The following is an 11,734-nucleotide window of genomic DNA, read 5'->3' on the forward strand; positions in this document are numbered from 1 at the left end:
GTCTCGCCCCTGCCTCGGGAGGTTTCTCGATGGACGACGTCCTGCGTTTCGCGCTGCTCGGCCTCGGGCTCGGCGCCCTCTACGCACTCACCGCGCACGGCATCGTGCTGGTCTACCGGGGCTCCGGCGTCCTGAACTTCGCGCACGGCGCGATCGGTATGGCCGGGGCCTATGTCCAGTGGGAGCTCGCCGCCCAGCACGGCGTGCCGTACTGGCCCGCCACCGCGTGCGGCGTTCTCACCTCCGCCGTACTGGGCGTGCTCACCCACCTGCTGGTGCTGCGCCCGTTGCGCACCGCGTCCTCGCTGGCCCGCCTGGTCGGCACCCTGGCGGTCTTCATCGTGCTCACCGCGATCGCCGTCAAGCGCTACGGCGACGGCCTGGAACTGGTGCCGGGCAAGCTGCCCACCAAGCTGCTCACGATCGCCGGGGCGACGGTCTCCGAGGACCGCATGTGGCTGATCGGCATCGCGGTCGCCGCGACCGTGCTCCTGCATCTCCTCTACAAGCGCACCCTGTTCGGCCTGGGCACCAGCGCGGTCGCCGAGAACGAGGGCGCGGCCGCCTCGCTCGGCTGGTCCCCCGACCTGATCGCCACCGGCAACTGGGCGCTGGGCTCGGCCCTCGCGGGCCTGACGGCCATCCTGATCGTGCCGGTCATCGGTCTGTCGGTGACCGGCCTGACCACGCTCCTGCTCAGCGCCCTGGCTGCCGCCCTGGTCGGCAGGTTCTCCTCGTTCCCGGTCACGCTGGCCGGCGGCCTGATCATCGGGGTCGTGCAGTCCGAACTGACCCGCTTCGGCTCCGACGTCACCGGCCTCGCCGCCTCGGTCCCCTTCCTGTTCATCGCCCTGGTGCTGGTCGCACGCGGCCGGGCGCTGCCCCTGCGCGGCACGTTCCTGGACCGGCTGCCGGGTCTCGGCACCGGAAAGGTCCGCCCCCTGCCGTTGGCGCTCGCCGTCGTGGCCGGACTGTCGCTGGTGAGCCTGGCGACGCCGCTGTGGGCCGACGCGATCACCACCACCCTGGTGCTGTCACTGATCATCCTGTCGATCGTCGTGGTCACCGGGTACGCGGGACAGGTCTCCCTCGCGGCCTACGCCCTGGCCGGAACCGGCGCCTTCCTCGCCGGACACGCGGCGGCCGACTGGGGATGGCCCTTCGAACTCGCCCTGTTGGCCGGGGTGTTGGGTACCGTGCCGATCGGCCTGCTGTTCGCGCTGCCCGCAGTCCGCACCCGCGGCGTCAATCTCGCGATCATCACGCTCGGCCTCGGCACCACGCTGGAGGCAATGGTCTTCCAGAACACCGATCTGTCGACGACCCCCGGCAGCGACGGCATCGCGGTGGGCAAACAGACCCTCTTCGGGATCAGCATCTCCGGCGTCGACCATCCGCAGCGGTACGCCGCCGTGGTGCTCGTGCTGTTCGTGGCCGCCGCGCTCGTGGTCGCCAACGTGCGGCGCAGCCGGACCGGCCGCCGGCTGATCGCCGTACGGGCGAACGAGCGGGCCGCCGCCGCCCTCGGCATCGACGTCCGCGCCGCCAAGCTCTACGCCTTCGGGCTGTCCGCGGCCATCGCCGCACTCGCCGGAGTGCTCACGGGCTTCCGCTCGACCTCGGTCGTCCTGTCCGACTTCGCGAGCTTCAACTCCATCACCGCGCTCGGCCTCGCCGTCATCGGCGGTGTCGGTTTCCTCGTCGGCCCGCTGTTCGGCGCGACCTTCGCCGCGGGCACGGTGGGCGCCCGGTTCGGGGACCTCGTGCTGCCTGGGCTCAGCGACTGGATGCCGCTGATCGGCGGGATCATCCTCGTGCTGACGCTGGTGGGCAACCAGGACGGCATCGCGAAGGGGCTCGGCACACGGGGGCGCAAGCTGCCCCCGAAGCGGCCTGCGACCGTCCCGAAGGACGTGCCCTCGGCCGCCCCGGCCGTGACCCGTGCCGCCCCGCTCCCCCTCCAGGTGCGGGACCTCACCGTCCGCTACGGCGGTGTCGTCGCCGTCGACGGGCTCTCATTCGACGTCGGGCCGGGTCAGGTCGTGGGGCTCATCGGTCCCAACGGGGCGGGCAAGACCTCCGCCATCGACGCGGTCACCGGCTTCACCCGGGCCGCGTCGGGCAGTGTGCGCCTCGGGGACCGGGACGCGACCCGGCTGCCGGTCCACCGGCGGGCCGCCGCCGGTCTGAGCCGGTCGTTCCAGTCCCTGGAGCTGTTCGAGGACATGACCGTCCTGGACAACCTGTACGCGGCCTGCGACCGGCCGGGCCGGTGGGCCTGCCTCACGGACCTGGTCCGCCCCGGCAGTCGTCCGCTGCCCGCCCATGTGCTCGTCGCCGTAAGGGAGTTCGGTCTCCAGGACAGTCTGGACCGGCCGGTGGGCGACCTGTCGTACGGCGAGCGCCGGCTGCTGGCCATCGCCCGCGCGGTGGCGGCCTCGCCGTCCGTACTGCTCCTCGACGAACCGGCGGCCGGCCTGTCGGACGACGAGACCCGGGAACTTGCCCACCTGGTACGGCGGCTCGCCGAGGACTGGGGCATGGGGGTGCTGCTCGTCGAGCACGACGTCGACATGGTGATGAGCGTCTGCGACCAGGTCGTCGTCCTGGACTTCGGCCGCCGGATCTGCGCCGGTACGCCGGAGGAGGTCCGGCGCGATCCGGCGGTACGGGCGGCCTACCTGGGCGACCTGGAGCCGGAGGCGCTGGCCTGACCGCCCCGGGACGCCGAGAACCGGAGGCGCTGGTCTCAGCGCCTCCGGTGGCAGCGGCAGGGGTCGTGTCAGGCGTCGCGCAGGTCCGCGACATACGGCTGATGGGACAGCAGTCCGCCGTCCACGCGCAGCGTGTGCCCGGTGATGAAGGCCGACTCGTCCGAGGCGAGGAAGACGACCGCCGAGGCGACGTCCTCGGGGCGCCCCAGGCGCGGGGTGAGGTGATGGCGCAGCATCGCGTCCCGGATCGCCCCGTGCGCCGAACCGGAGCTGGCCGGGGTGACGATGAACCCCGGCGCGATGGCGTTGCAGCGCACGCCCTGCTTGCCGTACTGGGTGGCGACGTACTGCGTGAGGTTGATGAGGGCGGCCTTCGAGGCGCCGTACGCCGGGTTGCGCAGATCGCCCGAAAGCCCGGCCCCCGACGAGGTGTTGATGATCGAGCCGCCGCCGCGCGCGACCATGTGCGGGACCGCTGCCTGGATGGCGACCATGGTCCCGCGGAGATTGATGCGCATCGTGTCGTCCCAGACCGCCGGATCGGCCTCCACGACGGCGAGGTCCTGCCGGGCGGCCAAGTGGGTGGCCGCCGCGTTGTTGTGCAGGACGTCGAGACCGCCGTACGTCTCGACCGCGGCGGCCACCATGGCCCGTACGCTCTCGATGTCGCCGAGGTCGACCGGGACCGCCGACGCGGAGCCTCCGGCGGCGCGGATCTCCTCCGTCACCGCCTTGGCACCCTCTAGGTTCAGGTCGGCCACGACCGTGTGGGCCCCTTCGACCGCAAGGCGCCGTGCGGTGGCCGCACCGATGCCGGACGCGGCCCCGGTGACGACGGCGATCTTGTCCTGGAGTCGCGCCATGGCGAACCGCCTTCTCTATTCGGTGAGTTGACTGCCGACGACCGACACGAACGAGACGCACTCGCCGGGTCCGCCACCGAGGTTGTGGGTCAGGGCGAGCGAGCGTCCCTCGGCCACGGACTTCACCGCCCGCTCGGCCGGTGCCTCGCCCCGTAGTTGCAACCACGCCTCGAACATCATGCGCAGGCCGGAGGCGCCGATGGGGTGACCGAAGGCCTTCAGGCCACCGTCCGGGTTGACCGGCAGCGAGCCGTCCAGGTCGAACGCTCCGCTGGTGACGTCCTTCCAGCCCTGACCGCGCTCGGAGAAGCCCAGGTCCTCCATCAGCACCAACTCCGTTGGCGTGAAGCAGTCGTGGACCTCGGCGAGGGCGAGCTCGGCACGCGGGTCGGTGATGCCGGCCTGCCGGTAGGCCTCCCGTGCGGAGGCGACGACCTCGGGGAAGGTGGTGAAGTCGTACTCCGGGTCGAGGAGCCCGTCCGCCGGACCGGCGACGAAGGACAGCGCCTTCACGAAGATCGGCCTGTCGGTGTACTTGTAGGCGTCCTCGGCGCGCACCACGATCGCCGCCGCCGAACCGTCCGAGACGCCCGAGCAGTCGAACACGCCCAGCATGCCCGCGACGATCGGGGCCGACCGGATGCGCTCCAGCGGCACCTCCTTGCGGAACTGTGCGCGCGGGTTGCGGGACCCGTTGACGTGGTTCTTCCAGGCTATGCGGGTGATGACGTCCTTCATGTCCTCCTCCGCCAGGCCGTACTTGGCGGCGTAGGCGGGGGCCAGGAGGGAGAAGTTCGCCGGGGCGGTGATCTCCCCGCGGCTGTCGTCTCCCGCGCCCGGGATGGCCGTACCGGAAAGCCCGGACATGCCGGAGTCCTTGAGCTTCTCCACACCGACGGCCATCGCCACGTCGTACGCCCCGGAGGCGACGGCGTAGCAGGCGTTGCGCAGCGCCTCGGAGCCGGTCGCGCACATGTTCTCGACGCGGGTGACCGGCTTGTTGGGCAGGTGGAGCGCCCGGCTCAGGGTCAGCCCGGACACGCCGGAGGCCTGGGTGCCGAACCAGTACGCGTCGATGTCGTCGAGGGTGATGCCGGCCGAGGTGACCGCCTCGCCCACGGCGTCGATCAGCAGGTCGTCCGCCGAGCGGGTCCAGTGCTCGCCGAAGGGCGTGCAGCCCATGCCGACGATCGCGACCCGGTCCCGTATTCCGTGCGAGCCCATCAGTGTGTCCCCTCGATCTCGCCCGTGCGCACCGGCCGGGCCTTCCAGAAGTAGTTGTGGACGCCGGACGCGGTGACCGTACGCCGGAACGTCATCTCCACCCGGGCCCCGATGACGGCGTCCGCCTCGGTGGCGTCGGTCAGCTGGCAGCGGAACCGGCCGCCGCCGTCGTAGTCGACGACCACGACGAGCATCGGCGGACTCGGCGTGGCTGCCAGGCGGTCGACGGTGAACGTGGCCACCGTGCCGCGCACGTGCGCCATCGGCTCGTCGGTCATGGCGTCGACGCTGTGGCACGAGGTGCACACCCGGTCCGGTGGCAGATGCCGGGTGGCGCACTTCTCGCAACGGGAGGCGACGAAGCCGTACTTCCAGGCGGTGCGGCGGTGTGCGGGCGGCGCGTACGGCGGTTCGGGGTCCGGCCGGCGGGGTGGTTCGCGGTCGAGGAGACCGCGCCAGGACAGATACGTGGCGTACGGCATCGGGGCGCCGCCCTGGGCGATCTGCGCAGCGACCGGGCGGGCCGCACGGTGGGCGGGGAGCGCGTCGGTGGTGCGCAACAGGAGGACTCCGGCGCCGTCGCCGAGCACGACGAGGGCGATGAGCTCGCCGGGCCGGGCCCGGTCGAGGACGTCGGCGAGGAGCAGTCCGGGCTGGGCGGTACCGGCGTTGCCGATCACTCCGACCAGATCCGCGGTCACCGCCTCGGGGCGGACCCCGGCGGTACGCCGGACCACCGCGCACGCGCGCGCGTGCAGCCCGGCGACCACGAAGTGGTCGATCGAGCCGATGTCGACCGCCGCGTGGTCGAGGGCCGCGGTGAGCGCCTTGTCCGCGAGGGACACGTAGATCTCCTCGGCGAAGCGCTCCTCCCAGACCCGGGAGACGGGCGCGCCCGGCAGCCGCCAGCGGTCGAGGATCTCGTCGCTGACCGTGTCGTGGGCGAGCAACTCCGCGATGACGGGGGCCCCGTTGCGGTGTCCGCCGAAGACGAACGCCGCCGCGCCGTCGCCGCCCGCGACCTCGTCGCTGCCGCCGGGCAGGCCGGTGCGCAGGTCGGACAGGACCGTCAGGGTCGGTACCGGGGACCGGGCGGCCGTGACCAGGGCGCCGAGGCCGGAGCGCACGGAGCCGGCCATGTCGGCGGCGAGCACGTGCCGGTCGAGGCCGAGGGCTGCGTGGACGGCGGTGGCGTTGGTCTTGTCGAGGTAGGCGGGTGCGGCGGTGGCGAGGAAGAGCTGGCTGACACGGCCGCGCAGGCCGTCACGGTCCAGGGCTCCGCGGGCCGCCTCGACGGCCATGGACGTGGTGTCCTCGTCATAGCCCGCGACCGCGCGGGTTCCCCTGCCCCCCTTGCCGCCCAGGGCGGCTGCGACATCCGTCCTCGCGAGGCGGTGGTACGGCACGTAGGCGCCGTATGCGATCAGTCCGGGCATGTCAGCGTCCTCCATGAGCGTGGGTTGCGTCGGTCGGCCGTTCGAAGACCGCGGCAAGGCCCTGGCCCCCGCCGAGGCACATGGTCTCCAGGCCGTAGCGGGCCTGACGGCGGTCCAGTTCGCGCAGCAGGGTGGCCAGGATGCGGCCGCCGGTGGCGCCGACGGGGTGGCCCAGGGAGATGCCGGAGCCGTTGACGTTGAACCGCTCGAAGTCGGTCTCGGTCAGGCCCCATTCACGGGTGCAGGCCAGTACCTGAGCGGCGAAGGCCTCGTTGAGTTCGATGAGATCCATGTCGGCGAGCTTCAGTCCGGCTCGCTCCAGCGCCCGGGCGGTGGCGGGTACCGGGCCGATGCCCATCATCTCGGGCGGTACCCCGACGACGGCCCAGGAGACCAGGCGGCCCAGGGGGCGCAGGCCGAGTTCGGCGGCGCGCTCGGGGTGGGTCACGACGCACAGCGCGGCGCCGTCGTTCTGGCCGCTGGCGTTGCCGGCCGTGACGGTCGCCTCGGGGTCCTGGCGGCCGAGCACGGGGCGCAGCGAGGCGAGCTTCTCCAACGAGGAGCCGGGGCGCGGGTGTTCGTCGGTGTCGATGACCGTCTCGCCCTTCCGGGACCGTACGGTGACGGGCACGATCTCGTCGGTGAACCGGCCCTCCCGCTGGGCCGCGACGGCCTTCTCGTGGGAGCGCAGGGCGAGTTGGTCCTGCTCCTCGCGGGGGATGGCGTACTCGCGCCGGAGGTTCTCGGCGGTCTCCAACATGCCCCCGGGGACGGGGTGGTTGACCCCTCCGGACGTGACGCGCCCGCGCGCCAGCCGGTCGTGCAGGGTGGTGCCCGCGCCGCGTACGCCCCACCGCACACCGGTCGTGTAGAACTCGGCCTGGCTCATGGACTCGACGCCTCCGGCCAGCACGAGGTCGCTCGCGCCGGTCTGGACCTGCATCGCCGCGGTGATGATCGCCTGCAGTCCGGAGCCGCAGCGGCGGTCGATCTGCAGTCCCGGGACCTCGACGGGCAGACCGGCGTCCAGGGCGGCCACGCGGCCGATGGCCGGGGCCTCGCCGTTGGGGTAGCACTGGCCCAGCAGGACGTCGTCCACGGCTGCGGGTGGTATTCCGGTACGTTCCAGCACGGCGCGTACGACCGTGGCGGCGAGCTCGGCCGCCGTCACGTCGCGGAAGACACCGCCGTAGCCGCCGACGGGGGTACGCAGGGGCTCGCAGATCACCGCGTCACGCAGGAGGGCGGGCATCAGCACTTGCCTTTCATCAGGGGTCACATGTACCGGCCGCCGGTCACCTCGACCACGGCTCCGGTGACGTAGCTCGCCAGGTCGGAGGCGAGGAAGAGGACGACCTGGGCTACCTCGGCGGGCTCTCCGGCACGTCCCATGGGGATCTCCGCGAGCTTCGCGTCCCAGGCGGCCGGAGGCATCGCCTCGGTCATGGCGGTGCGGATCAGGCCGGGCTGGACGGCGTTGACACGGATGCCCGCTTTCGCCAGTTCCTTGGCGGAGGCCTTGGTGAGGCCGACGAGTCCGGCCTTGGCCGCGCTGTAGTTGGTCTGGCCGAAGTTGCCGACCTTGCCGGCGATGGAGGAGATGTTGACGATGCTGCCGCCCCGACCGTGCGCGCGCATCGCCTCGGCGGCGTACCGGGTGCCGTTCCACGCGCCGGTCAGGTGCACGTCGACAACGGCGCGGAAGTCGGCGAGAGCCATCTTGCGCAGGGTCGCGTCCCGGGTGATCCCGGCGTTGTTGACCATGACGCCAACCGGTCCGAAGATCTCGGTGCCGTGGGCGACGAGGGCGGCGACCTCGTCCTCGTCGGTGACGTCGCAGCGCAACGAGGTGGCTGCCACGCCGTTCTTGGCGAGGCGTTCGGCGGCTTCCGCCGCCGCGTCCTCGTTGATGTCACCGAGGACGACGGACGCCCCCTCGGCGCCGAGGACTCCGGCGATCTCGAAGCCGATTCCCTGTGCGCCGCCGGTGATCACCGCGTTGCGGCCGTCCAGCAGTCCCATGTCAGCCCGCCCTGACTCGACGCTATTCCTCTTAAATAGATAACCTATTATGCTGAAACAATCAATACAGCGCAGGTGCTGTGCGCACGGGACCGGACGAGGAGAGTACGCAGGTGGACATCAGCTATCCCCCGGAGACCGAGGCGTTCCGCACCGAGGTCAGGGCGTTCCTCGCCGAGACGCTGCCGCCGGACTGGAAGGGCATCGGCGCCCTCGACGAGGAGCCGGCCTGGGCCTTCGCCCGCGCCTGGCGCCGGCTGCTCGCCGAGCGGCGCTACCTCTCGCTGACCTGGCCCGAGGAGTACGGCGGCCGCGGCCTCACCAAGCTCCACCAGGTGGTGCTGATGGAGGAACTGGCGCTGGCCGGTGTGCCGTTCGGACTGCCGCAGGACACCTTCGGCGTGAAGATGCTGGCCAACACGCTGCTGCGCTGGGGCACGGACGAGCAGAAAGCGCACTTCCTGCCCCGCATCCTCAGCGGCGAGGACACCTGGTGCCAGGGGTACTCGGAGCCGGACGCGGGCTCGGATCTCGCCTCCCTGCGGACACGTGCGGTGCGTGACGGCGAGGAGTGGGTGATCGACGGCCAGAAGGTGTGGACCTCGGGTGCCCATCACTGTGACTGGATCTTCGTCCTGGCCCGCACGGACCCCGACGCCTCCCGGCATCGGGGCATCTCCTTCCTGCTCGTCCCGCTCGACCAGCCCGGCGTCGAGGTGCGGCCCTTCCGCATGATGAGCGGACAGATGCACTTCAACGAGGTCTTCTTCAACGGCGCCCGCACCCGCTCCGACCTCGTCGTGGGCGGCGTCGACAACGGCTGGACCGTCGCCCAGAGCCTGCTCGGCGTGGAGCGCGGGGAGGAGGCGGCGACCAACCCGATCCTCTTCAAGGCGGAGGTGGAACGCCTCGTCGAGCTGGCCCGGCTGTACGGCAAGGACCAGGACCCGGTGATCCGGCAGCGCATCGCCTGGTGCTGGTCCAAGGTCGAGATCATGCGCTATCTCGGCTACCGGATCCTCACCGGCTGGCTCAAGGGCGCCGAGCCCGGGCCCGAGTCGTCAATCGCCAAGCTGTACTGGAGCGAGTACCACACCAAGGCCACCGATCTGGCGATGGACATCATGGGCCTGCACGGCCAGGTGCCGGTCGGCCGCTCACCCCTGCGCACCTACCGCACCGACGACCCCGGCGCCGCCAACTCCTCGGCCTCCTGGTCGGCGACATACCTGATCGCCCGCTCCGGAACGATCTACGCGGGCACGTCCCAGGTGCAGCGGAACATCCTCGCGGAGAAGGTCCTGGGGCTGCCGCGCGAGCCGCGGGGAGCGGCGGGTTAGGACCCGGGCGGCGGGCCGTCCTGGCTGCGGCGGTGGACCGCGCTGGGGCTGTCCTGACTGCCGGCGGTCGACGCGTCGGGGACTGTCCCCGCTGCGACCTCGTACCGCGCCAGGGACTGTCTCCACTGCCGACCGCGGACCGTGTCAGGGACTGCCCCAGCTGCCGACGGTGGACCGCGACGGGGGCTGTGCCGGCTACCGGCGGTAGACGCGTCGGGGACTGTCCCCGCTGCGGCCTCTTACCGCGCCAGGGACTGTCCCCGCTGCCGACCGCGAACCCTGTCAGGGACTGTCCCCGCTGCCGACGGTGGACCGCGTCCGAGGCCGGGCAAGCGGAGCGTGGTGGCCCGGTTCGTCATGCCCGTTGGGCCCCCGGCCCTTGGGGGTCTATCGTCTGAATCCTGGGGCCAGACGATGGAGGACGGCCGTGATGCCGCAGGACGAGGCCGTGATCGGCTGCACGGGGACAGTACTCATCGGAACGCGCGGATCCGCGGGTCCCGGCGAGATCCTCGTGCGCGTCAGAGGCGGATCCGAGACCTTCCTCGCCTGGTCCGAGGATCCCCTGCCCACCGGAGCGACCGTGCTCGTGATCGAGTCGCGTGGCTGTCGCGAGGTCGGTGTCATCGAGTGGGCGGATCCATTGGACGCGCTCGGCGGCGACCCTGCCGACGCCGATTGAGGAGTAGTAGACAATGTTCGGTTACCGCGTTCCCGCTCCCGACGAGGCAATGCTGATCTCGGGGGGCCGGCGGGGACTGGGGGGCGCGCCGTTCCGAGTGGTGACGGGGCACGGCAAGTTCGTGCTCCCGATCTTCCGAAAGACCCGTTTCCTGACCCTGTCGATGTGCGAGTCCGAGGTCACCGAGACCTGTGTGACCCGGCAGGGCATCTCGCTGCACGTCCGCGCCGTCATCGCCTTCAAGGTCGGCAACGACCACGAGAGCATCATCAACGCCGGCCAGCGGTTCCTCTCCGACCAGGACCAGATGTCCGTGCTGACCGGCCGGATCTTCGCCGGTCACCTGCGGGCCATCATCGGCTCGATGACCGTCGAGGAGATCGTCACCGAGCGGCAGAAGCTCGCCGCGGAGGTCCTGGACACCTCGAAGACCGAGATGGCGAAGATCGGCCTGATCGTGGACTCGCTGCAGATCCAGTCGATCGACGACGGCGACGTCGGCTACATCGAAGCCATGTCCGCGCCGCACAAGGCCGCCATCCATCGGCAGGCCCAGATCGCCCAGGCACAGGCCACGCAGGCCTCGGTCGAGGCGGAGCAGGTGGCGGCCCGCAACCAGGCCGAGTACGCCCGGCAGACCGCCATCGTCAAGGCGGAGTACTCGGCCGAGGTGGAGCGGGCGCAGGCCAAGGCCGCGCAGGCCGGACCACTGGCGCAGGCCCACGCCCAGCAGGAGGTCCTCGACGCGCAGACGGACCTGGCCCTGCGTCAGGCCAAACTGCGCCAGCAGCAGCTGGTGGCCGAGATCGTGAAGCCCGCCGAGGCCGAGGCCGAGCGGATCAGAGTGCTCGCCGCCGCCGACGCCCAGCGGATGAAGATCCAGGCGGAGGCCGCCGCCTCCTACGACCGGGTCGCGCTCGACCGGATGCTGATCGACCAGCTCCCGCAGATCGTGAAGGAGGCCGCCGGCGGCCTCGCGGGCGCCAACGTCAACGTCCTCAACGGCGCGGACGGTCTCGGCGAGATCGCCGCCGGCCTGGTGTCCCAGGGCCTGACGATCCTGGACTCGGTCCGGCAGAACCTGAACGGCCAGGACTCCTCCGACGGCCGCCGCCCCACGGACAGCAGCGCCAACGGCAGCGGCAGCGGCAACGGCCTGCTCCAGTTGCATGCCCGGAAGGACGACAAGGGCGACGACGGCCGGGTCGACGTCGACTAATGGTTGTCCCGTGACTGATCTTGCGATCAGGAGTGGTGCAGTCGGTCGCCCTTGAGGCGGCAGTCACGGGGGATTTTCCAGGTCTTCATGCGGGCGAAGAGGTGCTTGTTTGTTTCGGTGGTGCGGCATCACCAGCCCGGTGCCGGAGCAGCCGCCGTCGGCGATCGTGCTCGTCTACCCAACGGCGGCCTTCGCACCGGATTCCACCCATTCCCGGTGCGAAGGCCGTCGTTG

General features: G+C 71.4%; 9 protein-coding genes and 1 pseudogene. 4 read left to right on the forward strand and 6 right to left on the reverse strand.

Annotation, left to right across the window (positions count from 1 at the left end):
• Window positions 1-29: 29 nt before the first annotated feature.
• On the forward strand, window positions 30-2,714 hold the full coding sequence (locus ACZ39I_RS34610; protein ID WP_467248871.1) for an ABC transporter permease subunit: 2,685 nt from the start codon (window positions 30-32) through the stop codon (window positions 2,712-2,714).
• A 68-nt stretch (window positions 2,715-2,782) separates the two neighbouring features.
• Here the strand turns inward: ACZ39I_RS34610 and ACZ39I_RS34615 are convergent, their stop codons facing one another.
• Genes ACZ39I_RS34615 through fabG form a run of 5 tightly spaced genes read right to left on the reverse strand, consistent with a single transcriptional unit; the run spans window position 2,783 to window position 8,259 of the window.
• Complete coding sequence (locus tag ACZ39I_RS34615; RefSeq protein ID WP_467248872.1) at window positions 2,783-3,577, reverse strand: SDR family NAD(P)-dependent oxidoreductase; 795 nt, start codon at window positions 3,575-3,577, stop codon at window positions 2,783-2,785.
• Window positions 3,578-3,592: 15 nt separating this feature from the next.
• Window positions 3,593-4,801 (reverse strand): acetyl-CoA acetyltransferase, encoded by a 1,209-nt coding sequence (locus ACZ39I_RS34620; protein ID WP_467248873.1) that lies wholly within the window; start codon window positions 4,799-4,801, stop codon window positions 3,593-3,595.
• A complete protein-coding gene (locus tag ACZ39I_RS34625; protein ID WP_467248874.1) occupies window positions 4,801-6,237 on the reverse strand; it encodes an OB-fold domain-containing protein in 1,437 nt (478 codons plus the stop codon). The genes ACZ39I_RS34620 and ACZ39I_RS34625 overlap by 1 nt, the downstream gene beginning before the upstream one ends.
• A 1-nt stretch (window position 6,238) precedes the next feature.
• Complete coding sequence (locus ACZ39I_RS34630) at window positions 6,239-7,489, reverse strand: acetyl-CoA C-acetyltransferase (protein ID WP_467248875.1); 1,251 nt, start codon at window positions 7,487-7,489, stop codon at window positions 6,239-6,241.
• Between the two features lie 23 nt (window positions 7,490-7,512).
• Window positions 7,513-8,259, reverse strand: a complete 747-nt coding sequence (fabG, locus tag ACZ39I_RS34635) for a 3-oxoacyl-ACP reductase FabG (protein ID WP_467248876.1) — start codon at window positions 8,257-8,259, stop codon at window positions 7,513-7,515.
• A gap of 113 nt (window positions 8,260-8,372) precedes the next feature.
• Between fabG and ACZ39I_RS34640 the strand changes: the two genes are divergently transcribed.
• From ACZ39I_RS34640 to ACZ39I_RS34650, 3 genes are all read left to right on the forward strand, one after another.
• On the forward strand, window positions 8,373-9,599 hold the full coding sequence (locus ACZ39I_RS34640) for an acyl-CoA dehydrogenase family protein (protein ID WP_467248877.1): 1,227 nt from the start codon (window positions 8,373-8,375) through the stop codon (window positions 9,597-9,599).
• Window positions 9,600-10,029: 430 nt separating this feature from the next.
• Window positions 10,030-10,281, forward strand: coding sequence for a hypothetical protein (locus ACZ39I_RS34645; RefSeq protein WP_467248878.1), 252 nt, complete (start codon window positions 10,030-10,032; stop codon window positions 10,279-10,281).
• A 13-nt stretch (window positions 10,282-10,294) separates the two neighbouring features.
• On the forward strand, window positions 10,295-11,500 hold the full coding sequence (locus ACZ39I_RS34650; RefSeq protein WP_467248879.1) for a flotillin family protein: 1,206 nt from the start codon (window positions 10,295-10,297) through the stop codon (window positions 11,498-11,500).
• Between the two features lie 26 nt (window positions 11,501-11,526).
• Here ACZ39I_RS34650 and ACZ39I_RS34655 read toward each other — a convergent pair.
• A pseudogene (locus ACZ39I_RS34655) lies at window positions 11,527-11,716 on the reverse strand (IS5/IS1182 family transposase); the annotation flags it as partial.
• Between the last annotated feature and the right edge of the window lie 18 nt (window positions 11,717-11,734).

The organism is Streptomyces sp. NPDC024687 (assembly GCF_055559055.1).

What these genes read in the sequence shown, in the direction of transcription:
- ACZ39I_RS34610 (WP_467248871.1), top strand. Translation starts at nt 30, where the DNA reads ATGGACGACGTCCTGCGTTTCGCGCTGCTCGGCCTCGGGCTCGGCGCC.
- ACZ39I_RS34615 (WP_467248872.1), bottom strand. Translation starts at nt 3,577, where the DNA reads ATGGCGCGACTCCAGGACAAGATCGCCGTCGTCACCGGGGCCGCGTCC.
- ACZ39I_RS34620 (WP_467248873.1), bottom strand. Translation starts at nt 4,801, where the DNA reads ATGGGCTCGCACGGAATACGGGACCGGGTCGCGATCGTCGGCATGGGC.
- ACZ39I_RS34625 (WP_467248874.1), bottom strand. Translation starts at nt 6,237, where the DNA reads ATGCCCGGACTGATCGCATACGGCGCCTACGTGCCGTACCACCGCCTC.
- ACZ39I_RS34630 (WP_467248875.1), bottom strand. Translation starts at nt 7,489, where the DNA reads ATGCCCGCCCTCCTGCGTGACGCGGTGATCTGCGAGCCCCTGCGTACC.
- fabG (WP_467248876.1), bottom strand. Translation starts at nt 8,259, where the DNA reads ATGGGACTGCTGGACGGCCGCAACGCGGTGATCACCGGCGGCGCACAG.
- ACZ39I_RS34645 (WP_467248878.1), top strand. Translation starts at nt 10,030, where the DNA reads ATGCCGCAGGACGAGGCCGTGATCGGCTGCACGGGGACAGTACTCATC.
- ACZ39I_RS34650 (WP_467248879.1), top strand. Translation starts at nt 10,295, where the DNA reads ATGTTCGGTTACCGCGTTCCCGCTCCCGACGAGGCAATGCTGATCTCG.